Source organism: cyanobacterium endosymbiont of Epithemia clementina EcSB (assembly GCF_029919255.1).
In the GTDB taxonomy this organism is placed as follows: Bacteria; Cyanobacteriota; Cyanobacteriia; order Cyanobacteriales; family Microcystaceae; genus Rippkaea.
The window spans coordinates 1757402-1784048 of record NZ_CP123991.1; the positions used below are offsets into that span (position 1 = coordinate 1757402).

The 26647-nt window shown below is 34.4% G+C and carries 16 protein-coding genes and 3 pseudogenes; 8 read left to right on the plus strand and 11 right to left on the minus strand.

What is annotated here, in order from left to right; genetic code table 11:
• Nucleotides 1-36: 36 nt before the first annotated feature.
• The 6 genes and pseudogenes from P3F56_RS05770 to P3F56_RS05795 form a co-directional block, all read right to left on the minus strand.
• Complete coding sequence (locus tag P3F56_RS05770; protein WP_281151973.1) at nt 37-915, minus strand: universal stress protein; 879 nt, start codon at nt 913-915, stop codon at nt 37-39.
• Between the two features lie 255 nt (nt 916-1170).
• Nucleotides 1171-1451: pseudogene (locus tag P3F56_RS05775) on the minus strand (DUF3593 domain-containing protein).
• A gap of 92 nt (nt 1452-1543) precedes the next feature.
• Nucleotides 1544-1810 (minus strand): annotated as a pseudogene (locus tag P3F56_RS05780) (DUF2499 domain-containing protein).
• Between the two features lie 25 nt (nt 1811-1835).
• On the minus strand, nt 1836-2795 hold the full coding sequence (gshB, locus tag P3F56_RS05785; RefSeq protein ID WP_281151974.1) for a glutathione synthase: 960 nt from the start codon (nt 2793-2795) through the stop codon (nt 1836-1838).
• 160 nt (nt 2796-2955) lie between these two features.
• Nucleotides 2956-3849, minus strand: a complete 894-nt coding sequence (locus P3F56_RS05790) for an S-methyl-5'-thioadenosine phosphorylase (protein ID WP_281151975.1) — start codon at nt 3847-3849, stop codon at nt 2956-2958.
• Nucleotides 3850-3968: 119 nt separating this feature from the next.
• A complete protein-coding gene (locus P3F56_RS05795) occupies nt 3969-5561 on the minus strand; it encodes a 2-isopropylmalate synthase (RefSeq protein ID WP_281151976.1) in 1593 nt (530 codons plus the stop codon).
• Nucleotides 5562-5795: 234 nt separating this feature from the next.
• Between P3F56_RS05795 and P3F56_RS05800 the strand changes: the two genes are divergently transcribed.
• A complete protein-coding gene (locus P3F56_RS05800) occupies nt 5796-5939 on the plus strand; it encodes a hypothetical protein (protein WP_281151977.1) in 144 nt (47 codons plus the stop codon).
• A gap of 1437 nt (nt 5940-7376) precedes the next feature.
• On the opposite strand, the gene P3F56_RS05805 is transcribed toward P3F56_RS05800, so the two are convergent.
• The gene (locus P3F56_RS05805) at nt 7377-7787 is read right to left on the minus strand and encodes a hypothetical protein (RefSeq protein WP_281151978.1); all 411 of its coding nucleotides are present in this window, start codon (nt 7785-7787) and stop codon (nt 7377-7379) included.
• A gap of 122 nt (nt 7788-7909) precedes the next feature.
• Nucleotides 7910-9076 (minus strand): annotated as a pseudogene (locus P3F56_RS05810) (FAD-binding oxidoreductase).
• Nucleotides 9077-9393: 317 nt separating this feature from the next.
• On the opposite strand from P3F56_RS05810, the gene glmM reads away from it, so the two are divergent.
• Nucleotides 9394-10875 carry a phosphoglucosamine mutase gene (gene glmM, locus P3F56_RS05815; protein WP_281151979.1) on the plus strand — a complete coding sequence of 494 codons (1482 nt, stop codon included), beginning with the start codon at nt 9394-9396 and terminating at the stop codon, nt 10873-10875.
• 502 nt (nt 10876-11377) lie between these two features.
• Here the strand turns inward: glmM and P3F56_RS05820 are convergent.
• Nucleotides 11378-11509 carry a hypothetical protein gene (locus tag P3F56_RS05820; RefSeq protein WP_281151980.1) on the minus strand — a complete coding sequence of 44 codons (132 nt, stop codon included), beginning with the start codon at nt 11507-11509 and terminating at the stop codon, nt 11378-11380.
• A 1277-nt stretch (nt 11510-12786) separates the two neighbouring features.
• On the opposite strand from P3F56_RS05820, the gene P3F56_RS05825 reads away from it, so the two are divergent.
• Entirely contained in the window at nt 12787-13773 is a 987-nt protein-coding gene (locus P3F56_RS05825; RefSeq protein ID WP_281151981.1) for a glycosyltransferase, read from the plus strand.
• Nucleotides 13774-14466: 693 nt separating this feature from the next.
• Here P3F56_RS05825 and P3F56_RS05830 read toward each other — a convergent pair.
• Nucleotides 14467-16965, minus strand: a complete 2499-nt coding sequence (locus tag P3F56_RS05830) for a phospholipid carrier-dependent glycosyltransferase (protein ID WP_281153738.1) — start codon at nt 16963-16965, stop codon at nt 14467-14469.
• Between the two features lie 1755 nt (nt 16966-18720).
• On the opposite strand from P3F56_RS05830, the gene P3F56_RS05835 reads away from it, so the two are divergent.
• Nucleotides 18721-20199, plus strand: coding sequence for an FAD-dependent oxidoreductase (locus P3F56_RS05835; RefSeq protein ID WP_281151982.1), 1479 nt, complete (start codon nt 18721-18723; stop codon nt 20197-20199).
• A gap of 371 nt (nt 20200-20570) precedes the next feature.
• On the plus strand, nt 20571-21437 hold the full coding sequence (locus P3F56_RS05840; protein WP_281151983.1) for a branched-chain amino acid ABC transporter permease: 867 nt from the start codon (nt 20571-20573) through the stop codon (nt 21435-21437).
• A gap of 1105 nt (nt 21438-22542) precedes the next feature.
• Here P3F56_RS05840 and pheS read toward each other — a convergent pair.
• Complete coding sequence (gene pheS / locus P3F56_RS05845) at nt 22543-23547, minus strand: phenylalanine--tRNA ligase subunit alpha (protein WP_281151984.1); 1005 nt, start codon at nt 23545-23547, stop codon at nt 22543-22545.
• A 287-nt stretch (nt 23548-23834) separates the two neighbouring features.
• On the opposite strand from pheS, the gene surE reads away from it, so the two are divergent.
• The 3 genes from surE to coaBC all read left to right on the plus strand — a co-directional run bounded on the left by surE (nt 23835) and on the right by coaBC (nt 26596).
• Nucleotides 23835-24650, plus strand: coding sequence for a 5'/3'-nucleotidase SurE (surE, locus tag P3F56_RS05850; protein WP_281151985.1), 816 nt, complete (start codon nt 23835-23837; stop codon nt 24648-24650).
• A gap of 65 nt (nt 24651-24715) precedes the next feature.
• On the plus strand, nt 24716-25297 hold the full coding sequence (locus P3F56_RS05855; protein WP_281151986.1) for a DUF3727 domain-containing protein: 582 nt from the start codon (nt 24716-24718) through the stop codon (nt 25295-25297).
• A gap of 45 nt (nt 25298-25342) precedes the next feature.
• Entirely contained in the window at nt 25343-26596 is a 1254-nt protein-coding gene (gene coaBC, locus P3F56_RS05860; protein WP_281151987.1) for a bifunctional phosphopantothenoylcysteine decarboxylase/phosphopantothenate--cysteine ligase CoaBC, read from the plus strand.
• Nucleotides 26597-26647 lie beyond the last annotated feature (51 nt).

Here is a 26647-nt window from a genome sequence, read left to right on the forward strand (position 1 = left end):
CTGACTCAAAAAGCAAAAGAGGACAGAGGGGAAATTTTATCTTTTAGGGGAGAAAAATAATACTGGAAACCAACTACGGCGAAGAACCTCGTTAGCTAAACTGGGGTCTGTCCATTCTAAGATGGTGTTGCGATAATCGGAAGCAATAGCGATCGCGCTAATATCAAAGTTTAAGGCAGTATCGAGGATTTCTACTAAGGGGTTTCCTTGGGTAACTTTAGTTTTAACGGTTACATTTAGTTCTTCCAATTCTGCTTTGACGCTGTTTAGTTTCTTCTGGGCTTCTGTGTAGTGATATTTTGTAATTTCTTCCGTGCGTTTTCCATCATCAATTACCCATAGTAGCAAGCATTGTTCACAAGAGTGGTCAGGATAGTGTGCCAGGTTATTTTTAATTTCTTCAAGCAAATATTCGCCAGATTGTTCCCCATTGTAGGGAATCAGCAAGTAACGCCACATATGCTGACAACGTAGGGCTAATTCTTCACAAGTATAAGTGGAGATTAACTGAGGACGCAAAATCATTAAAGGCGTTGAGGTTAATTTGACTAACTCTAGAGTGTGACTACCAAAGATTTTTGCTTCTATGGCACTACGGATGGACATCCCTGTGAGCACAACATCGATGTCATAGGTGTCAATTAATCGTAAAATTACGTCTTTCGGTTGTCCTGAGAGAACTTCAACTTTAACTTCTACACCGTCGGGAACCTCTTCTAAGGAGGGTGCGAGGAATTTTTTTGCCTTAGCAATTTCGTCTTCGTCAACCCGGGCAACTTTTTCCGATTGCCAAACCGAGATACTGTGTAAAAATACGATACGTTTAAGTCCGCCGCTAGCTAGAGGGGGGATGAAGTTAACTAGGCGATGTAAGCCGTCGGTGAAGTCAGTACAAATTAAACAGTTATGGAACATAAGGAAAGGTCTTCATTTTGAAGCAAACCACTCGAGACTACTATAGCAAGAATAAATAGTTCTATTGCTGTTATGAACATTAAAGTTTAGGAAAACAAACACACTAACGGTAATCCAGAATCTAGATATTTTTCTCAAGAAGAAACGTACATAGAAAACTATATCAATCGTTTTTAAAATTTTTTCAATAAAAACTTATCAAAATTATTTTGAGATTATTATCACTATGATAATTAATTTAATTGTTAGATTAAATTAATTATCGATTTTATTATTTTTCTTGTATTCCATAATTCCTTCAAAAAATCCCAAAATAACTAAAATATTAGAGATACTTAAAAAAGATTCTGCACCATCATGTAACTAATCAATATTAGCCAAGAGCTCTCCGTAACTGGTTCTAGCATAAATGTCAGCCGGAATGGTCATAGCTACCAATGTTAAAAGTACATAAAAGCTAATCAAAGCTAACTTCGGCGTTTTTAAACCCTAGTAAGAATCGACAAGAACTCTAGATCGGAAAATAACAAAATAATAAATAAGCTATCTTAAGACATATTTTAAATATTCAATAAACTATTAATGATCATTAATAGATAACATCTTGACGAGAACAACACCAAATTCGCTAAGCAGCACTAGAAAGAGTACAATTACCAACAACTGTTATGACTGCTTGTAAAGTGATTAACCATAAAAAGGGGAGATTGTCAAAAAATGCCATGTACAAGCACAAATAGCACTTAATAAAGCAGGTAACATCCCTAAAGACAGCCATCGCCAATAATAATCTTTAGTCACTTCTCCATAAGTCCAAATTAAACAGATTCCTGATATCCACTCAATGACGCTAGACATTATGAAATATCCAGGCGGGAATTGAAAGTGTGTTCATAAATTTTAGAATCGATAATTGATCATTATTTCGTCTCTATCCAATTAATGACTTTTTTTCCTAAATTAGTGTTATCTAGACGATCAATCTCTCTAATACCAGTTGGACTGGTAACATTGACTTCTGTTAGATAACCACCAATAACATCAATCCCGACAAAATACAAGCCGTTTTTTTGTAGTCTTGGCCCTAAAATCTCACAAATTTCTAATTCTCTGGAGGTAACTTCCGTTCTTTCACTTCTTCCACCAACGGCCATATTTCCCCGAAATTCTTTACCAGTCGGGATTCGATTAACTGCCCCAATAGGTTGACCATCAAGGAGAATAATTCGTTTATCCCCATCCTTTGCCTCAGGAATAAAACGCTGTACCATTACAGCTTCTTGCCCATAAAAAGTACTGATTTCAATGAGAGAATTAAAATTGGGATCACTAGAATCTAACAGTAAAATTCCTTCCCCTGCTTTCCCTCCTAAAGGTTTGAGAATTGCTAATTTCTTCTCTTCTACAAACTTACGAATAATTGTCTTATCCAAACTGACAATGGTTTCTGGCATTACTGAGTAAAATTGCAGAGTGTACATTTTTTCATTAGCTTCGCGCAATCCTTGAGGAGAATTAATCACTAAAGTTTTTTCAGGATTAATTAACTCTAAAATATAGGTAGCATAGAGATAGCGAACGGTAACCGGGGGATCTTTCCTCATGAAAACTACATCCATGTCTTCTAGACACCTTAGAACTGTCTCCGAGATTTGATACCAATTAGGAACCGCTACCCATTTTTGACCTTGTAACTTAACGGGAGTTAACTGAACTTGAGATAAGATTGTCCAGGCCTTTCCTTCAATAACACTAAGTTGATGCACTTGTGTTATCCAGACTTCATGACCGGCTGTTTGGGCTGCTTCCATGATAGCTACTGTACTATCGTGACCGGGATCTAACTGAGGTAGGGAATCAATAACAAAAGCAAATTTCATTTGTACAGAAAATAGGGAATAGGTAGCACTAAAGATGTCGCAATTTATTAGAGTAGTGCTTTTAGTAATTTATAATGGATAACAAAACAATTACCTCTCTTTAAAAAAGAGAGGATCATGAAGATAGTCAGTTTTTTCCTTCAAGAGAAAAGTTTTAGACCTAAATTAATCCATTGTCCATCGGTAAATATTTTTGGATTAATACCGCTAACTTTTCTCTAGTTTCCGGTGGAATCTTATCCCAAGGAGTTAACCCTGCATATTCCAAAGCATTATGGGCTTTGGATACTGGCGGATTTTCACTCAACCTTCTTACTGTCTCTAAAATCACCTTTTGGGCATTAACGGCATTGTGGTTTGAATTGTCAATGACCATCTCAACGGTGACATGCTCATGGTCCGGGTGCCAACAATCATAATCCGTAACTAATGCTAGGGTAGCATAGGCAATTTCTGCTTCTCTACTGAGTTTCGCTTCAGTTAAATTAGTCATTCCAATGATAGACGCGCCCCAACTGCGATAGAGGTTAGACTCAGCAATGGTAGAAAAGGCTGGCCCTTCTATGCAAACATAGGTTCCTCCTCTGTGTAAGGTAGTGTCAGGTAAGTTAAGACTTTCCACTGCATTCCCTAACATAGCGGCTAATTGGTTACAAACTGGATGTCCAAAACCGATATGAGCGACCATTCCTTCCCCGAAAAAGGTAGAAATTCGATTACGGGTGCGATCAATGAATTGATCAGGAATAATTAAATCACAGGGTTTAATTTCGGCTTTGAGTGATCCTACAGCAGAAGCTGAGATAAGGTATTCTATCCCTAATTGTTTCATGCCGTGGATATTTGCACGAAAAGGCAATTCTGAGGGAATTAAATGATGATTTCGTCCATGACGGGCAAGAAAGGCTACAGGAGTTCCTTCAATAGTTCCTAAAATGTAAGCGTCGGAAGGGGAACCAAAGGGGGTATCGAGGTGGACTTCTTGGACATTTTGGAGAGCATCTATTTGGTATAAACCACTACCACCTAGGACACCAATTTTTGCTTGAATCATAATTTGCTTTAGAATTGAGCCAAGGACATCATATCGTCAAAATAAGAAAAGTATGGGGGTAAGCAAATTCCTAATTTTCAAAAGTCGAGGTAGTTTTTCTTTCCAAACAACACCTAATTCTAATTTATTAGTGTCACTTGTGACTTCTGCTGAATTGCACCATAAAGATGATTCAAGGCACTAATATAAGCTCGTGCCGAAGCAGTGATAATATCAGTATTGGCTGCATATCCTAAATAGATGCGGTCTTCATGGCTTAGGCGAATTGTAACCTCCCCTATCGCATCAATTCCAGCAGTGACAGATTTCACAGAAAACTCAATTAACTCATTGGGAACATTAACCACACGGTTAATAGCTTTGTAAACCGCATCTATGGGACCAGTTCCAATGGCTGCATCGGTTAATTCCTGACCATCAGGAGTCCTTAGGGTAACAGTAGCCGTGGGAACAGCATGATCTCCACAGGAGACCTGGACCAATTCCAAACGGAACAGTTCAGGGGCTTGTTGAATTTCTTCGTTAATGATCGCTGCTAAGTCCCAGTCGGTAATTTTTTTCTTTTTATCGGCCACTTCTTTAAAACGTAAGAAAGCGCTATTAATCTCCGTATCTGATAATTCGAACCCTAATTCCTTCAAATAACTACGGAAAGCACTACGCCCCGATAGTTTGCCCAAGACAATTTTATTGTGGGTTAACCCGATGGATTCTGCATCCATAATCTCATAGGTTAACTTGTGTTTTAGTACTCCATCTTGATGGATACCCGACTCGTGGGCAAAAGCATTAGTTCCCACAATTGCCTTATTAGGTTGTACCATCATTCCAGTTAGTTGGGAGACGAGACGAGAGGTGCGATAAATTTCTTTCGTGTTAATCTGAGTGAGAGGTTCAGTAGAGTCGGGGGAACGACCGAAGAAGGGATTAAAATATTGACGGCGCACGTGCAAAGCCATCACTAATTCTTCTAACGCAGCATTACCAGCCCTTTCTCCGATCCCATTAATAGTACATTCAAGTTGTCTAGCTCCATTTTTAACTGCTTCGAGAAAATTAGCCACTGCTAACCCTAGATCATTGTGGCCGTGAACGGAGATAATAGCCTGATCAATATTGGGAACATTTTCTCTAATACCGCTAATTAATGCACCAAATTCACTGGGAGTTGTGTAACCGACTGTATCAGGAATATTAAGGGTAGTTGCACCGGCTGAGATCGCTTTTTCGAGGACTTGATACAAAAATTTAGGGTCACTTCGTCCTGCATCTTCAGGAGAAAATTCCACATCATCCACAAAGGTTTTGGCGTAAGCTACCATTTCAGGAACAATAGCTAAGACTTCCTGGCGGGTTTTTTTGAGTTTGTATTCGAGGTGAATATCTGAGGTGGCTAGAAAGGTATGTATACGAGCTTTTACCGCGGGTTTAAGAGCTTCCCCAGCTGCTCGAATATCCTTCTCGGTTGCTCTCGCTAACCCACAGATGGTAGGTCCAGTTTTGGTTCCCACAGTTTGGGCAATTTTTTGAACTGCCTCAAAGTCCCCAGGACTAGCGTAGGGAAATCCTGCTTCAATGATGTCAACTCCAAGTCGTGCGAGTGATCGAGCGATGGTTAGTTTTTCTTCAACCGTCAAACTTGCGCCAGGGGACTGTTCTCCATCTCGTAGAGTTGTGTCAAAAATAATAATCCGGTCAGAGTGATTACTCATAGCCCAACTCGCACTAAATTATTAAGAATATTGTTGATTTCAGTATCCTCTGAAATTATAGCAATTTTCTCTGAATTCTAAGCCATAAATTTTCTTGGGTTAAAGACTCCCGATATTTCAGTTATGTTTTAAATCCTTAATCTATATAAAACTAATTCTCTACGATTTCTATCTGCTTCTGTGGAAATGATGTCAATATTCAAACAGCTTCGACAAATATCAACTGTGAGCTTCATGGTAGCTGCTGATGTCAGTTTAGCTCATCCCTCTACAACCCTAACTCAAGATTTCTATCGTTCCCAATCCTATTATCCTATTGTCAAGGTTATGCTAGAGATTATGCTAATCGATATACTAGCTTTTTGGCGGAGATGCTAGATGAGCAGTTAGTGGAGCTGCTATTGAGAGTATTATGGCTTTTATAAACAAGCTTTTTTTACTTGTATAAAAAAAATAGATAAATTTTAAGATAAAATTTCAGAAATTAGTTTTTTTATAAAAAATAAATTATGCTATAGTTAACAACAAAGTTTTTAACTATAGTCATGATTGACTTTGAAGCTAGTTCTGGTAAAGCTTAAGAACTTCCAGAGGGAACTACGATCAATCTCAGTAATATTAGATATCTGTCTTCTTATGAAAGAACCAGAAGAAGACAGATATCTAATATTTTTTAGAAAAAATTTAATGAGTACCAAAAAGAATCAACTGTTTTATAGATAAGATAAAGTGCAGAAAATCCACTAAAAAATAAATAATTTATTACTGTATTGATAGTATCCAATTTTAAATTGACACTCTGAGAAATATTATTAAGGCGAAGCTATTTTAGAATAAAAAGTGATGGGGTCTTTTCTATTCTAGAAAAATTTATTTATTTTATCTTTATTAGGATGTTCTTGTAGTTCTTTTTACAACATCTATTGTTATTTGATAAGCCGCCTTTATTTTGTGTTTTTACCTTATTTTATTATTCCGTCTTTGACGGCGTGGATACTTCCATTTTTTTGACTCTTTTATTCATACTAAATAGCTTAATTTTAAGCTATTTAGTATGAATAAAAGAGGTATTATTTTTTAGTTAAAATTAAAAAAGTAGGAAGTTAATCACTATAATTATAGTTGAAGTAGATAAAAAAATATTTTTTAAACTCTACAGTTAGAACTGTAAAAATAATTGAGATAATTATACATATTTTAAAAAGCTATACAAGAATGCTGCAACCAAAATAACGCCATTATCTGGAATAATCAGAGATTAATTTTATGCAGCTAAAGAAGTTACTTGTTGATGAAATAATTTCTTTAAAAAATAAGTGAAAAGCTAAATTTTAAAAAATACTGTTGTATCTAAGCAATAGCAAATATATTTTGCATAAAAATGAAGAAAATTTAAGTAAAAAGCAAAAAGTTAAATTAAACTGAGTGTATAAAACGTTGCCAATTTTATTAAGAAATACTCTAATTGAAAGAGAAATATATAACTATTTTGATAAAAATTATCGACTATATGTAATGACTATTGGAACTAGCTGATTGGGACCAAAAACTATTTTTTTAAAGATGTGTAACAATTGGTTAGCGTGTAATAAAATAAATTATTGCCTATTTCAGCTCAGGAATAGTAGAAAATATTAATAATAGATTAAAATTAAGTAGAAAAAATATTTCTATACTATAAAATTTGTCTTTATTTTTTAATTTTTACATTGCAATAGTTTGTTTGATATCATCAGGTTAATACAACTAAGAAATAAAGTATAAAAGGGATAAGCTTAAATTTTACTAATCTAATATATCCCCGCTTCAGCCTAATCAGAACTCCTTTTTATCAAGTTTATTTTGTTCTTTAGTTAGGACAAACTGACGTAATTTCAATAAATCAAAAGTCTGTCCTAATTTAAGAGGTAAAAGAGAAATTCCTTCTAATCTAGATTGTACCCAGCCATCGCCCCAAACCCATTCATGATAGCCATCAATTCCTTGACTTAGTATTAGTCGTAAGCTGTTTTCATTAGCGATTTCTACTTGATGGCGGATGGAAACGAATCCTAGCCAACTAGTAAATACTATCCCTGCTTCTAAAGTATCAGGGAGTTCAGAGGATAGAGTTTGAGGAATGAGCCATTTACGGAGATTTTTTGTTTTTAGTAAACTATTACCAATAGTACTTTCATTAACATCAACAGCAATGCGTAAATGACTTTCTTGAAAATTTCCCAGCATATTAGTTAAGTCAATAGTTGGATAAGGATGAAGCTAACCGTAAGTTGAGGGAATAATTAATCGATTATTCTTTAATAGAATTTGACTCCCTTACACGCTTATAGTTTAACATCAACTGTCTCCTAATAATTTCTCTGAGTAGGAAAAACTTTATCATGGATATATAAATTATTGGGACTAAATGTTTGGCGTATATATCGCGTAGTTTCTAAATCAGTTTGATTAAATATATAGGACATATAACAGTTTTTTATGGGTTCCAATACCGTGTTTTTCTGATAAACTTCTTTCAGACTCCACACAAAATTTAAGAATTACCCCCCTACCCCCTAATCCTTTGACTTCTTCCTATGCTTCTACTACAGCATTATCATCAAGAATTGATGGATGTAAGTTGTTATCTCTGGCATGAAAAATATTAGCAATTTAATAACCCTTAGTTTCCCCCAATTGACCAATCTATCACAAAACTTTCGCCAATTTAGTCCGAAAAATCACCACATCTTGAACAAAATAACTAGGACTAATCCTACTCATTTCAGCAAATATAATATCAACTACTGTTTGTCCGGCAGCCTCGATATTAGTAAAGTCGGCTAATAAAACACAAATTGCTTCTGGAGTTTTCAAAATGTGTAAAGTGATTTCAGTAGCAATCCTTAATGTCCTTTTAGACCCAATAAATAAATCAATTCATACCCAGGCATTTCGGGAACCGTTACCCCAACATCCACAACTAAACCATCAGAAATAACGAATTTTAAGCCTACAACATGATTGGTTGTTACCCCATCTTTCAGACAGTGAAGGTTCTCTGAATTTTCCGCTACATTGCCCCCAATCGAACAAATAATGTGACTCGAAGGGTCAGAAGAATAGTAAAAACAAGCTCCACTTACCACTTGAGTAACCCATTTATTAATTACCCTCAGTTGCACTGTCACCTGTTGATTTCTCAAGTCAATTTCCAGAATTTGTTTCATACCAGTGGTGACAATTGATATATATTATCCAGCCGGTAATACCCCCCTGATAACCTTGTTACTACTCCTCCAGTTACCCAGGTAATTTGATGATCATGGCAAATTTTTACTAGCGGCAGCCATTTCTTCAGTGGTTTTAGGTAGAAAAACTACAGCGGGCCGTTGATGATAACGAGTTAATCGGTCAAATTCGTAGGTAATGAGTTCTTCTTTGCGCTGGACTACTCGATCTTTACCTATAGCTGTTGCAAAGGTTTTGATAAGCTGTTTGCATTTCTTTTCAGCTTCAGACACAGTGAAGGTCAATAAATTTTAAATCATTGTATTTGGGAAAGTTATCTAGTTAAGATTCTGCGCACGCCCATTTAATTTTAAGCCAAAAAAGCACAATCCCTCTTTTGTCTAAATTCTAGCACGTGATCACAGACACACATAATAAAAGGTAACGACTTTTAACCATTTAATCTATTTTGGGAACATTAACCCAGCCATCAACGTTCAGATAGATGGTAATGATTAATAGTAATGATTAAATTTACTTATAAAAAAAAGTGAATTCTTCCTTATTGACAAATAGGGTGTATTCTTTAAATGTGAGTGTGTTGTGTGAGGAAATAAACAAGATGGTAAGTTCTCTATCTCGTAATGGAAGCAGTTGGATGGACCGTGTCAGTGCCACCATAAACCCAGGTTTCCTGGGACAATTAGCCCATCTCCCCAATAGCCCCTTATTTGGAACCGATGGCATCCGTGGTAGGGCAGGTGACTTGTTAACTGCCCCCTTTGTCCTTCAACTTGGATTTCGGGCAGGACAAGTTTTAAAAGTAAATCGGGTAACTTCAGGTCCGGTGATTATTGGGCAAGATTCCCGAAACTCTAGCGACATGTTGGCCATGGCTATGGCTGCTGGGTTGACTTCTGCTGGGCTAGAAGTCTGGCAATTAGGTTTGTGTCCTACTCCTTGTGTTTCTTATCTGACACGCACCAGTGATGCGGTAGGGGGAATTATGATCTCTGCAAGCCATAACCCCCCCGAGGATAATGGAATTAAATTCTTTAACCATGAAGGAACAAAACTAAGTCAAGTGTTAACACAACAGATTGAAGAAGGGTTACGCGGTAATTTCTCCTTAGATCATCTCTCCTTAGATCATCTCTCCTTAGATCATCCTCGAGAATGGGGAAAAACCTACTATCAGCCAGGTTTAGTAGATAAGTATTGCCAATTTTTACAGGATACTCTTCCGCCAAATCTAAATTTAGAGGGAATGCGAGTAGTTTTAGATTTGGCTTGGGGGGCATCGGTGAATGTGGCTGTTCAGGCTTTTAAATCACTGGGGGCGCAGGTGATATGTTTACACGATTGCCCTAATGGTGATTGCATTAATGTGAATTGTGGCTCAACCCATCTTGATTTACTTAAACAGGCAATCAAGGAACATCAAGCTGATTTAGGATTTGCTTTTGATGGAGATGCAGATCGGGTAATGGCTGTCGATGGTCAAGGAAGGGTAGTTGATGGTGACTATATTCTATATCTGTGGGGAAAACATCTTCTTCAAAAAGGAAAACTGCCTAATAATCTTTTAGTAGGAACGGTGATGGCTAACCTAGGATTTGAAAGGGCTTGGAAAAACTTAGGGGGTCAATTTATGCGGACGTCAGTAGGCGATCGCTATGTTCAAGCCAAAATGTGGGAAACTGGAGCAATGCTTGGGGGTGAACAGTCAGGCCACATCATTTGTCATCATTATGGCGTGTCTGGAGATGGGGTACAAACTGCCCTTCACTTAGCAGCTTTAGTTCGTCAGTCTGAGGAATCTTTAGCCACCCTAGTAGATAATAGTTTCCAAACCTATCCCCAAATTTTACGTAATGTTCGTGTGGAGGACCGCGATCGGCGTCACTCTTGGCAAGAATGTATTCCGTTAAGAAAAGCCATCACCCAAGCAGAAATAGGGATGGGAAATGCTGGTCGGGTTTTAGTTCGTCCTTCTGGGACGGAACCTTTAATTAGAGTCATGGTAGAGTCAGTAAGTGCTAAAGATGCTCATGAGTGGGTTGAATATTTAGTGAAAGTTGTTGAGCGATATTTAGCAAATTAATAAGCTGACCACGTATAACTTAAGAACCAAAGTGTGATTAGTTTGCACAGCGACTAAAGTTCTTGAAAATAAAGCCTACCGCCCTTAAGGATGATCTTTGTTCTCAGTATTTTTTTGTATATTGGAGTTCACATTTGCTTATCTGCATTTGTAGTGTTTTGATCGTCATAAAGTCTAGTTTTAAAAGTAGTAAGTGTTTTATTGAAGTTTTAATTAAGTTTTTTCTCAACTAGAGACTCGTCCATACTATATATAAAATAATTACTTGTGTGCCTCAAATTTTACACACAGTAAAAATTAAAATCGAAATCTATCCTAACGCGGGAGAACTAGACTCTTAAACTGCTTGCTACAAATTAGCTTATTTAGATCTATTAATCCCAGATTATATTCATTGATTCCACCATCAATATTTCGGATAACTTGACAAGTTCAATAATTTTTGAGGCAGAACCTTTGTAACTTTGTGACTTAAGTCACTCAATATTCTGGTGGCTGGTTTCTAGATAAATCCTTGAATAAACAATCTTTGGTTTAGAACTGCTTTGAGTCCCCAATAATTTGCTGACATCAAATCAGCGATTGCTACCAGCTGTGCTGACAGACTTCGTCTTAATCCTACTGGTCTCAACATCTCATTATCTTAGTACTGACAGCTAAGAGCTTAGCAGCTTCTTTAAGATAAATAATATAGTTTTTTATGTTTATTTATTTAATCTCACAATACTTTAGATTAGTAGATACTTTCAAAATAAGTAGGAGTTATGTATCGTCTGGAATAAATAAAGCGATTTATCCATATTGAACTAACTAAAAAAAATCAATAATGACTGACTTTTTTTCAAAAAATAGGTTTGATTACAGTTAAAATACTTATAAATAACAATTTTATTGACTTCAATAGATAATCCCATTTAGAGTTTATAAAACTAAAAAATTAAGTTTTTAGTTTTATAAACTAGAGCTTGGCAAAAGTTTTTACTACTTTCTAAAAAAGTTATCAATATAACTTCATATTTTACGACTATAAAATTATTGATTGCACCTAATTATTTTGTAATTCTGCAGTAGAACTCAATAACCTAATAAGTTGTTCTTGATTTTAAAAAAATTAGAGTTTTCTTAGAAAGAAAGTCAACTCTCTTCAATCACATGAATTAGACGAAGCTCCCAACCCAAAACTAATTTATGACAAAATAAATTGAAAATATTTATTTTTAGAGAAATTATCTTATTTTTTATAAAATCAATCTCTAATTAAGAGGAAATAATACTGCCGACGGGTCGGGGTAAAATGAAGTAATTAAATTAATTACTTTAGTAGTTTTATACTGATTACATCACTAAAAATAGCCAATGAATTATCTTAAGTCCGCATTATTTGCCTTACTGTAAAGTGTTTGAATGACTGTGTCAGAAACAGTTCATGCTGTTATCAGATAAATTGTCAAACATTTAGGATAGACGATTACAGCCCAAACATTAGTTTTAGGAAATAAAACACTAGGCACATAGCTTTAAATAACACTTGGCCGTTTATCTTTTTGTAAGATGATAGCTGTATTCTATTTTAACGTCCTTCTCTATTCTAACAGTTTTACACTCTCAATTTTTGGCAATTGCCTTATGTTCTGTTTTCAGAAATCTCAAATATAAGTTTATCTGTCAATACATAACTCCTAAAAATTTTTAAACAATTGCCTTCAGAAAAACGATAAATAGTCGGACATTGATAAACAAAATGCTTTATATTAAGAAGGATGACTAAAAAACTGAAAGCTGTTGTCATTGCAACTTACCTTGACTTATGTTCAACTTTAATAGTATGCGACTACTTGCTCTGGTGCTCCTGTTTATATTTCCCTTCTTAATTTTACTTTTAATTAACAATTTTAATAATCAATAATCCCAATGAGAAAGCTCTATTTTTTGGTTCCAGGGACGGATGGTAAATTTGCTTGCGGTGGGCTATGGGCTGAATTAAAAACCTCTAACCTAGCGCAACAAATTTGTCAATCACAAGTGGTTACCTATCGTCAACGAGAACCAGAAACATTATTTATTGATGATATTATCCCAGCAAAATCTCTTGAAGATGTTATATTTGTAATAAGTTGGGGGTTCGATGTTCCTAGTTTAGCAGCCAAATTGAAGAATTATAATGTTGTTTATCATGCTCATAGTGCTGGGTATGATTTTATACTACCGCCAAGCATTCCCATCATAACAGTTAGTCGTAATACAATGGGTTATTGGGGGCAAAAAGCTCCTAATTCTTTGATCTATTATTTACCCAATCAAATTTCTAATGAGTTTACTAACTTACATATTGAACGGGATATTGATGTTTTAGTTCAAGTTAGAAAATCATCGGAATATTTAATTAAACAGTTAGTTCCTGAATTAAAAAAACATTGTCAAGTTTTTGTCGTTGATTCTTATGTTGAAGATTTGGTTCAATTGTTTAATCGGGCAAAAGTGTATCTTTACGATTCAGCGGAATATTGGGCACAACAAAGGATAAGTGAAGGGTTTGGACTACAGCCAATGGAAGCCTTAGCTTGTGGTTGTCAGGTATTTTCGAGTGTTAATGGTGGATTATCCGATTATTTAGATCCTGGTTTCAATTGTTATAAGATTGCAGGATATTCAACGATTTATGATGTGCAAAGAATTCTAAAGACCATTAATTCTTCAGATAAGATGATGTTGTTAGAACAGGTATTATCTGAATATCGAGCGGAAAATATTATTAAACGGTTAGAATTAATTTTGGAGGATATTAATTTATTTTTTGATAGTAAGCCTAAGTATAGTAATGATATTCAGAAGTTAACTAGGTTTAAAATTACTAAATTATTTCTCAAAAGAGTTTGGAAAAAGATCAGAAAAATGTAAAATAACTTAATTATATAACAATCAATGATACCATTATATCTTTCTGTTGTTAGAATAATTAAAGTTAAACTTTATTCGATAATTGTTCTTTATATTGCCAGACTAATTATTCCTGTTTTTATCGTTGATAAATCAATTCTTATAAGTTTATATTTGATTTTATTACTGCCACTCAACCAGATCAATATTTTTTTATATTAAATATATTTAGTAAATTTTAACTTTTTATTTATTGTACTTTGTGTTGATTCTTAATTCTTTGAGAAGTTATTTAAATTTTGTCACCTTCCTATATAAATCAACATTAGTGACTTTTATTACTGCAAAGCTATAACACTATTTATACTAACTTTATACTAAAAAATTTCTAAATATAGAGTTAAGAGAGAAAAAAACGTCTAAAAAAATTTACTATTTCTATGTTTAGCAATTATTTATAAAAAGAGCACAGCGTTTAGTGTTTCACTATATAAAAGACTCTACAATAATTCAATTCCCCCTAAATACTAAACCTAAATTATTGAACTTAGAAATACAGCTTTCTGGAAAATTTAGCTAGTAGCCATAAGAAAAAGTTTTCATAATTACGATAGAACAGTTATTTGATGATCAAGTTCAAAAAGGATATTGGTGTAATCTACAAGATTAGAGAATTTATTGGTTAGATATTAATTTGAATTCATCTGAATCAATTTAAAATAACGGTGATAGGATGAGCCATCCTTTAAAAAAATTGCCCTGCATTATAGCTGAAATCCCGTATAGTATTTGGAATTCCTCAGTATTAGGTTGAAGTTCAAGAGCAGATTTTAATAAAGTTTCTGCAGCTTTTGGTTGCCAATTATAGAGATAAACAAACGCTAGATAGGCATGGTGATAGGGGTTATTGGGCTCAAGTTTAATTAGTTGTTTTAAAGCATTGATTGCACCTTTAGGATTTTCTTGTAAAACATGGGATAATACTAACCCATAAGTCCAGTCCAGTTCAGATTTTCCTGGGTGATGATTTAAGCGATAAGTTAATGATTCTTCTGCTTGTTTAAGATAATCTTGGATTGGATCATATTGGTTAATCCGATCAACTTGATCAAAAATGGGGTCAAGTCCCTCTATTCCTTGCGCTAGATTTAAGGAAAGTTGTCTTAATCTTGTGACTAAATCTAATGGGAATGAAGGGATAGGAGAAGCATTATTATCGATAGTGACATTAACATCATAAACAACGATAGGATAAGTTTCTCCAGTATTACGATTGAGATATACTCCTGTTAACTGATAATCCCCTGAAGGTAAATCTTTAGGAACCATCATCCCTAAATTTTCAATAACCTTAAATTTTTGTTCATCTGGATAATTTCCAAATAACATTCCTTCTCCTATTCCATGATCATGTATCCAAAACTTAACTGATTTTTGGGTTTGTTTTTCTTTTCCTTCTACAAGTTCCCAGTTTAATAAAAGCAAACCTGATTTTAATTCTTTCCAAGACCCTGACCATTCATAAGTAATAGGAATAGGAAAACCTGAAGGAATTCTTTTGGGAATTTTAACTTTATCTAAACTAACTTTATTAGACGTATTTGAATTTTTTTTGACGATTACAGATGGGAGTTGGCGATGGTATAAAGTCAAAATACTTTTATCGGATAAATTCCAAGTTTTAACAGTCAAAAAATTCGTATCAGTTTCTAGTTGTTGAGCTAAAGTTAATTGAGGGTTTCTAGCAAATCCATTATCTCCCGTTTTAGTAACAAACCAATCAAAATATTTTTTGTCTTGTTGTATATCTTCTTCTTTATTTCCCAATTCTCGGCCATAAACTTGAAAATTAGCGACTTGTCCATAATAATTAAGAGTATTATGATTAAAAAAATCTGTATTAACAATAACCCCCAAATTAGATATCTGATAAGGACTTGTTTTCTGTACAGTTCTGATGAGTTCAGTATTGGGAATATCTTCATTAAGATAGGGACGAAATAATCCTCCTGAACTTAACATTAAAGTAAGTTTATCCGTCCCAGGAATAGGAAACAAATTCGTACACATAACCACGAATACAAGTCCTAAAGTGATCCATTTAACAGGTTCCCATTTTCCTCTCCACTGAATTAAACCGTAAGCTAAAAATATCGCTAAAATTGGCAAATAAGACATAATATAGCGAGTATCTTTGTTGAAGATAGCTGAACAAATTAAATATGAACCGATAAAATAAATAGCTAACCAAATAATTCCTTGTTTCAGTTTACTTATTTCTATTTCTTGTTTACTTTTAGGAAACTGTCCTAACCCATTTAGTATTAAACCAACTAGAGGAACCACTAGTAATATCCAAGTAACTGCCGAAGGCAAATCATGCCAATAATAAGTCCAAGCTGCTAGGGTATTAAGAGGAGGATCTCCTTCATAAGAAGCAGGAATTGCATTAGAATTACGAATTGTACTAAACAAATAAATCCAATTAGTTCGATACCAGGGAAACCAAATCATACTAGATATGATAAAACTAACAGTTAATTGTGCTATTCTTTCCCACTTGCATTTAAAAACATAGCTTATTACTAGCCATAGTAAAGGAGTAAACAAGAAAAACATGACACTTTGTTTTGTCAATAATGCAAATCCCCAACAGATTCCAAAAACAACTGTCCATAACCATTGTTTATAATAATTCTTTTGGAGTTTCCAAATAGTTAAACAACAAAAACACAAAACTGTAAATGTCATTAATGGAGTATCAATCAAAAATTGTAAACGGCTTTGATATAATCTAGGAAATAACATTGATAAACCAGCCCCCCACAAACCAATCTGATGATTAAATAGAATTTTACCTAAGGTAAAAACTGCTAAAATCAAGATACTATTGTAAAGTAAATTAGTAATTAATGCGGTATCATTGCCAACCCCAAAAACCTTTTGAAATAAAGCAGCAATAATATAGGTTAACGGAGGATACTTTGATGATATCATCCAAAAATTTCGCCACCATTCACTATTAGAAAAGTGTGGAGATTCCAAGGCGTGGAGATATTGGAGAGATTTAGTTAAATGGTTACTTTGATCCCAAGGGGGAATAGAATGATCTAAAGTTAGCCAAATCTGATCACTCAGACTACTCATCAACCAAATTAGTCCTAGTATCATCCATACTTGAGTGGGGCTTAGGAATAGTTTTTTGATGTTCATCTTGATTAAGACTAATCGTAGAAGTGATATGATCATTGATATATCCTAACATTATAGCTAGTTATGAAAGTTTGCTTATTTACTTGAATAGCATTGAAAAAAAATATTTAACAATTTTCCTACTTTAGTAGCATTTAAATAAACTTTTTTTGATTTATTCTATTAGTTTTATTAACTCCTATTACAGTAATTGTATAAAATAGAAAGTTACTGCTCAGATCATTAGGTATTTGATATTCAACTAAATATTTAGAAAAAGTTCTTAACCCATCCAAAATTTTAAATCTAGCTAATCGTTTAACTCGTCTTTATTTGAGATAATAAAAGATATCAAAGTTTCTCAGTGGTTTATTTTTAAACAAAGCTAACTTTATTTAGAAAACTAATTTTATTTTTGTTGACTAATCGAGTAACAATTCCTATTTAGGAAGTTTTTTAAATAAAAAAATAAAAACTAAATTGAAAACAAATCAATCTATTTTAGGTCGCATCATACAATAATATTATTTATATTAATAACTAATATTATCTCTAAATCTGTATAAGATATTCTACTAAAAGAAGATTTACTAATAAAAGTTAAAGGTATTTTTTAAAAAATAAAAATCAAGATAACAAGAAATACTATATTATTTATGCTTTCATAATATAGTATTTCTTGTTTAAATACCTGATTTAATCTATTCTTATAATTCAATTATTATTTAAAAAATAATAGCTATTAATTTCAAGAAAATATTATTATTTGTCGAGACTTATATTGAGATAGAGTCTACTGAAGAATCATGATTCAAAAAAAAAGCGAAATTAAAGTGATTTTTAACGATAAATCTGGAAAAAATATATCAATCATAAAGTATCACTTTATGATTGATATATCCTCTAAATGTCTCTCTTGATAAGGGATCATTTTCCTTTTTTTAAAAAAAAAAGGAAATTTATTGTCTTTGGAAAGTGTTACTCATTTAGTAGGTGTAAAATATACAACAATAATTTTATTATATTATCTAGGTCTCAAAGAAGATAGTCTAATATAAATAGATGTCTACTTTTAAGAAAAAGTTAGAACTAACCTAATTAAAACAACATTAGATATCAAGTATTTAGCTATTGCAATGACAATCAACTTTCATCAAAGTAACCTTATTTTACTAATTCATGAACCTCACGATATATTGCCAGATTGAACACTGTAACTGACTATTTGACCAAAATGGGGTGGTCAGTACATTATTTGAATTTAAAACCCAATGACGGGGATGATCATCTAGAACATTTAGCCCAATAAGTAGTAGATTATATTAGTAGTACTTTTAGCCCAAAAGGATTTATAGATTTAATTCTGTTTAGAATGGGGGAGTGGTAACACTCTATCATCTCCAATACCTTGGAGGAATCAAGCGAGTCTAACACTCTAACATTTCTATGTCTAATAATGCAACATTAAACGCCAATGTTTTGGCAAGTTCAGAGATCAAACAAATATGCCCTAATAGTAAATTTCTAACTCAGTTAAATTACGATATCCCAAAAAGTTTAGAAAGAATCAATGTTATAGTCATATGTACTCCCCATTATCTAATAATTTGACTGCCAAATAGCCAAATAGTTTTAAAATTAATTTAGGTAATGAAATTCAAATTCCAGTTTTAATTCATGAATGGATGGTTAAAGAGATGAAAACTTTAACAGCAATTTCTCAAGCCTTAATCAACCCGTTAACAGTCGTATAAACTAGATGAGTAAAATAAACTTATGAATTCAATTCAAGCATCTGAAATAGAATATGTTGATGTAGTTGTTGTTGGAGGTGGTATCGCTGGAATTGCTATAACTGAATTTCTCTCTCGTCATAGTAATTTAACTATTAAAGTTTTAGAAAAATCTCTTAAGTTAGGTAACTTAGCCTCGGGTAAATTGGAAGGATGGTTTCATACAGGGGCTTTATATTCTGGTCAAGACGATGCCCAAACTTTTATTAATTGTGTCAATGGAGTAGAAGATATAATCAATCTTTACACTCCCTATTTTCGGGAAAACTGTAATATTAATTTAACTGAGAAATTTCCTAACTTTTACAGTCCAACTATTATCCCTAATTCCCAAGGATGGTTTAATGCTCAACCAGTACATATTATTCACCCCCAAGCTGATGCACCAGAAATCAGTTCATCTCGTTTGAAAAGTGATACAGTACAGATTAATATTCAACTAAATAGAGTCTTAGGTCGGTTAGAAGTTGCCTATGGAAAACAACATAATTGGAAAAATAATGATAATTGTATTGCTCCCAGTTACGCCCAAGTAGAAAATTACGAAGGGATATCTTGTTCTTTGCGTCAATCAAATGAAACTATTCATAATCTTTGTTCTCAATTTGATAATTCCTATGGAATAAAGCCCTCTAATTATGAAGTTCTCCACACCCTAGATTGTTCGATGAATACAAGTAGAATTCTAAAAGATTTAGTGGCAAGTTGTCTAAATCAGGGAGTAACGTTTGAAACGGGAGTTACCATTGATAAACTCTTACTGGATCGCTACGGTCCAATTCGCCTGAAAAGTTTGATTTGTAAAACTAGACAAGGACTACCTAAACGACTGAAAGCTAAGTTGTTTATTTTTGCAGTTGGGGAAGAATTTGAATCCTTTTTAGCAGACTTACAGGTACGGGCTAGACTAAAGCGAAGTCGAAGTGCCATGGTGGTGGCCTATCCAGCTTTAGTGAATAATAATTTTGTCAGAATGTCTACAAAAAACCGCTTTCATTTCAATCATTTTATTCAGCAAAGAGAAAAAGGCGACCAAAAATTTATCTACTCAATGTTAGCTAATTCAGGTTATATGAGAGATGAAGAACCAGAAGACATTGATATTGAGCCTATTTTAGAATTAGCAGAGCGTTATTTTGGTCAAGAAAAACTACATAGTCGTCAGCTTTTTAGCTATGAATGTATGAAAACTGAATTTATTAGTGAAGAAGAACAAAAAAGGCGTTATAGTTATTGGATCGAGTCTAATCCAAAAAGTAATTATTTATGTGTTCTTCCTGGTAAATTTTCTTTTTTCCCTACTGTTGCTTACCAAGCCTATCAGCGTATTAAAACCTTGATTGACTTCGAAGAATCTTCTCCGAAAATAGCGTTTGATTCAACAACTTTGAAAGAGGTAAAGGAACAAGCAAAAACTTTAGTTGCTGACTCTTACCCTTTACAAATTTTTAGGGTTAGATAGTAAAAGTTGTAGTTTTTTGGTATTTACCTTTACTTAAAAAACTTCAAAAACCAAAGTTATGAAGTTTCATGTCCAAAAGCTTGTATAGGGGAAACTCTAAGCACCAATAAACCCCAAGTATTCTGGTTTTGAACTGTATTGTAGTACATACCAATAACAGACTCCTGAAATGGGGTAAACGTCTGAGGAGAGAATCGCCTCTGGGTTGAAGACAAAAGAAGATTTTAATTTAAGCGAAGCTCGTTGAGCCAGAAATCTAAAACAGTGATAGTTTTTGAATAATCCACACACTTCAGGACGTGGAGTATGTCAACCAAGTTGCCTGAATATGACATGATATGGAATCAGAGTAAATCATCATTTAGGAGTCTATGGAAATACCCCAACTGATTTTTAACGGACTGGTTATTGGAAGTATTATTGCTCTCACTGCAGTAGGTTTAACCCTCACCTATGGAATTTTACGGCTATCTAACTTTGCCCACGCTGATTTTATGACCTTGGGAGCTTATTTGACTTGGGCAGCCAAAATTGGTGGGCTTAATTTGTGGATTTCGATGATCATAGGGGCTGCTGGAACTATTGTTGCTATGATCATCGCGGAATATCTACTGTGGAAACCCATGCGTGATCGCCGCGCGACTTCCACCACTTTGATTGTTATTTCTATTGGCTTAGCATTGTTTATTCGCAATGGAATTTTAATGATTTGGGGAGGAAACAATCAAAGCTATCAACTTCCTCTTATTCCTGCTCAAGAATTTTTAGGAATTAAATTTGAACGAGATCGACTAATAGTAATTGGGTTAGCCGTTGTGGCTGTTACAGTCCTTCATTTTCTCTTACAAGAGACTAAACTTGGTAAGGCAATGCGGGCGGTAGCCGATAATATAGACTTAGCAAGGGTATCAGGAATTAATGTAGAGAAAGTAGTTCTCTGGACTTGGGTAATTACGGGAGGGCTGACCGCTTTGGGAGGAGCCATGTATGGACTAATTTATACCATTAAACCGACTATGGGATGGTTTCTACTTTTACCCATGTTTGCCTCAGTGATTTTAGGAGGGATTGGCAACCCTTATGGGGCAATTATTGGTGGATTAGTGGTTGGTATTGTCCAAGAATTAAGTGTTAGTATTCCTTGGCTAGGTTCAGAATATAAATTAGGAGTATCTTTATTAATTATGATTGTCATTCTACTAATTCGTCCCCAAGGACTTTTTAAAGGAATGATGTAATATGTTCCCTCAAGTAGTAAGATTACTTTTAAAAAAATTGTGACTCAACTCAATAGACAAGACTGGTGGAATCGCAGTGTTATTTATTAGTTTTATTCTTCAACATACAGGGTAATTTAGAAGAAATAATTAATTGCTTAGACTATATTAAAAATAATTTTAGAATTGATGCCATTTAGCTATCTCCCATTAATGAAGTCCCTCGTGATAGATGATGGCTATGATATCAGTTAATATCGTGATGTTTGTCTAGTTTATAGTAAATTTAGACTCTCAAGAACATTGAATCAAAATTTTCGTTGGTTTAGTGATAAATCATAATTCTAATCAACGTCCTTAGTTTGTTGAATTAAATCAAGAAAAAAATGATTTAAAAAGTGATTGTTTTATATGGTAATAGCCAGTACTGGGAGATAATTTTATCAAATAAAAGGTATATTTTTGTTGAATGCTTCTAGTTTTTACAGCAAAGAGCGATACTTTCGCTCTGATCTTTCTTAGAATTATCATAAATATGATCAAATTAGCAAACATGTCAAGCAGATTACTGATGAAGTTTTCTGGTGGTTAAACCATAATAGATACAAGTTGTTCTTGAATCTATCTTTTCGATAAGTAAAACTACCCCGATTCCATACCGAGTTAAGTATTTTATGCCATAAGTATAAATCAAGTGAAGATACTGAATATAGTACAACTTAGTTTAAACATAAAACCTACTATAATTATGTCCATATAATGACTATTTTCCTTAAAGAGGAGATTACTGATGATCAAATTTTCTCTTTACATTTTTGATTATTATATAATAGGTTCAGTAGGACCAACTAGACTACTTTTATAAAGTAAAACAAATAAATCTATCATGGATAGGAAATAGCGTTAAATAAAAGAAAAGCTCATGAAATTGTCGATAAGATCTTTTAAGATAAATAGGACTTAGCAGAGACAGTTAAACAAAATCTTGCTTAAAATAGTTATTCTAAAAGATATCAATTGAAGTAATATCAATCTAACTCTAATTGCCTAAACATAGGAATACAAAATAATTTATTTCTTTGAAATTTTTTCAAAAATACTATTGACGACTATTTATAATTTATTGTCAAAATTGCGATAAAAACCGCATATCACTACTATAGAAACGGCGAATATCATCAATTTTATGTAACACCATAGCAAATCTTTCGATTCCTAAACCAGCAGCAAACCCTGTATAAACCTCTGGATCATAACCCACAGCTTTGAGAACATTAGGATCAACCATGCCACATCCCATCACCTCTAACCATTTTCCTTGCCACTGTACATCCACTTCTGCTGAAGGTTCCGTAAAAGGAAAATAACTAGCACGGAATTTAACAGGTAATTCCTTCCCAAACATCTGTTTTAAAAACTCTTTAATAGTACCTTTTAAATCAGTAAAAGTTAACCCTTTGTCTACAGTTAAAATTTCCACTTGGTGGAATACTGCTGAATGGGTTGCATCCACCGTATCCCGACGATAAACACGTCCAGGGGCTACAATACGGATGGGAGGTTCATGAGTCTCCATGTAGCGAATTTGGACGGGAGAGGTATGGGTTCGTAACAAACGACCATCAGCTAAAAAGAATGTATCTTGCATATCCCGCGCAGGATGATCGGAGGGAATATTCAACGCTTCAAAATTATAATAATCCGTTTCTAAATGGGGCCCAGTGGCCACAGTGTACCCTAAACCAACAAAAATATCTAACACCCGATCAATAGTGCTATTAAGAGGATGAAGACGACCTAGAGGACGATTCACTCCAGGCATAGTTACATCAAGGGTTTCTACAACAAGTTGAGCTTGAATTTGAGTAGTTTGTAGGGTTTGACGTTGTTGGTCAAGATTAGTTTGTAAAATTTCTTTGACTTCATTAGCCAAGGCCCCAACACGGGGACGTTCTTCCTCACTTAATTTACCCATTCCTCGCAAAATTCTGGAAAGTTGCCCTTTTTTCCCTAAATAGCTAATACGAAGTTGTTCGAGCTCTTCCAAATTTTTGATGGACGTGATCGCCTCTTGTGCTTCGTCTTGTAGAGTTTGTAATTCCAATTCTAGGGTGTTAGAAATTGTAGTCATGAGAATAAAATCAGAAGTTAGCCGTTAAAAGTTAGCAGTCAAAATCTATCTAAGAAATGTTTTGACATCTACACCTTAGTGTATCGAAGTTTTGGCCTCACTCTTGTTTCAATCTCACTTAAATCATTATCACACTGAAACTTGATAAGAGAATTATAGTTAAAATTAATGATTCAATTGTCGTGCTGTAACACTACCCATTAAGGTTAGAACATGGGTAAAAGCCATAACTTTTTTGTACTCAAGTTTTACTTTTTGCCTTTCTCTTCTCCCTTTCAAGTTTGATCATGGAACCTTTAAAACTACTGATCTGTAATGATGATGGTATTTTCTCTCAGGGTATACGCACCTTAGCCAATACCCTATCTCAGGCAGGCCATGAAGTAACGGTGGTTTGTCCTGACCGCGAACGCTCAGCAACTGGTCATGGGTTAACCATTCACCACCCAATTCGTGCCGAGGTAGTGGAAAACCTTTTTCATCCTCAAGTGGTTGCTTGGTCTTGTTCAGGAACTCCCTCAGACTGCGTTAAATTTGCTCTCAGTGCTGTATTCAAGAGCCTTCCTGATGTGGTGATTTCAGGCATTAATCACGGATCTAATTTAGGTACTGATGTATTGTATTCGGGGACAGTCTCAGCGGCTATGGAGGGAGCGATCGAAGGAATTCCCAGTATTGCTATAAGTTTAGCTAGTTTTTCTTCAAAAGAATTTCAACCGGGAGCTAATTTTGCTTGTACCTTAGTTCAACAATTAGTTAATCATCCATTACCGAAAGCAACTCTTTTAAATGTGAATATTCCTCCAGTTTCCCAAGATGTGATTGCCGGTGTGATGATTACCCGTCAAGGGTTACGCCGCTATGTAGAGCAATTTGAACAGCGTATTGATCCTAGGGGAAAAAGCTATTATTGGTTGGCTGGGGAGTTAGTCACTGAAATTGAACAACCCGAACATCTCCATCTTCCGTCAGATATTCCTACAGATGTCCAAGGGATTCAACACAATTACATTACCATTACCCCACTACAGTATAATTTGACAGATGTTGAGGGATTTAAGTATCTTTATAAGACTCACTGGTTGGACACTTATCTAAGTTAATTTTTGTCAATAACTAATGACATTGTGTGATATTCTGATCAACTATCACAGTCCTATTCAAGACCATGTCCTCGTTCCAATTTAGTTCAGAAAACGAGCCAGAAGAAATTGATAGTGTTACCCTGACTGATAACGAGGGTCGCACTTTAGAATGTTATGTAGAAAACGCCCTGGAGGCAGAAGATGGAACTTATATTCTTCTTATGCCTGTCGATATTCCTGTTGTTATTTTGGCCTGGGATGGGCAATCAGAGGAGGAAGACGAAGACACCAATGTTGTTCTTTTAGAAGACAAAGTAGAAATCCAGGAAATTTTTCCTGATGCTAGGGCTGTTTTAGCTGAATTAGATTTAGCTTTAAGTTTTACAGCTTTTACTTTAACGGTTAAAGGAGAATTACCTCCCATTGAAGATGATGGTATTCTGAACCTTGAATTAGATACTGAAGAGGAACCCTTAGACTCAGAAGAACTACAATTTTTGGCTGGGTTTTATCACCAAAACCAAAAATATTCTGTTTATACTCCCCTTGCTCCTCTGTTATTTTTAGCTAAATATGACTTACTTGGACAAGTATCTTTAGTCTCTCCTGATGATCAGCAAATGCAGCCTATTTTGGAGGAGTTATTATTTGATGATACGGAATAGTTAATAGTGTAAGAGTTAATAATTGATAGTCTAACCGACAATTGTATGAAAGACTGGGATTTTAGTTTACCTCCATCTTCCGACTTGGGAGATCATGATGTTCCTTTGGTGGGAAATAATCTCCTCGGACAAAACATTGCTTTATTAATTACCGGTGGGATAGCTGCTATGAAAACCCCTTTGATTGCACGTGCTTTGCGTCGAGAAGGGGCTAATGTTCTGGCTTTTGTCTCCAAAGAAGCAACTCGATATGTTACCTTAGATGCTCTAGAATGGAGCACTAACAATCCCATTGTTACTCAGTTAACATCGGTGGCTGAACATTTAAGTGATCGCGCTTCCTTTAGTGCTTATCTTGTGGCTCCTGCTACCTATAATACTATTAATAAAATGCGTTACGGTATTGCCGATGGGGTGATTACCTCTACCTTAGCATCTGCCTTAGGACGCATGGAACAAGGGAAAACTAAAATTATGATTGTTCCCACTATGCACGGTAGTTTACATAACTCTATTTTAACAGAATCTTTAAAATTCTTATATAATTTAGGGGTGAAAGTTATGCCGCCCAGACAAGATTATGGTAAGAATAATATCCCTCATGAAAGAGATATTGTAGTAGAAGTTTGCCGTCTAATTAATAATTCTCCTTTAAAAAATATCCCTATTTTAGTTACAGGTGGACCTACACCAGTTCCCATTGATAATATTCGTCGTTTGACTAATCATTTTACGGGACAGTTAGGTGTAACAATTGCTAAAGCATTGTATTTAAAAGGGGCAGATATAACTCTAATCCATGGAGAAAGCTCCTACACCCCCCCTGATTACTTACCATATCAAATTGCTAAAACTTATCAAGATTATTTGGAATTAGTGATAAAAAAACTAAGCAAAAAAAACTATATTTTTGGAATTTTTTCGGCAGCAGTTGCTGACTATCAACCGGAGGAAATTATGCTTGGCAAAATTCCTAGTAGAGAAAAGTCAAAAAGTATTAAGCTGATTCCGACCATCAAAGTGATTGAAGAAGTTAGACAAAAGTTTCCCGACCTTTATATGGTAACATTTAAATATCAAGAACAAGTTAGTCATGAAGCTTTAATAGAACTTGCTAGTTCTAGAATAAAACAAGGGTATCAAGTTGTAGTTGCTAACCGAGGAGAAGAAATGGGAAGTCAACAGGGACACATTGCTTATTTAGTTACTCAAAATGAATTGCCTCAAAAAATGATAGGAAAAAGAGAAATAGCCACTAAAATAGTGGAACATTTAGAGAAGATTTGTGAATTGATATAGAAAGTTTTATAGAAAAAATTAGAGGTTAAACCCTTAAAGAGGACTGTCTCT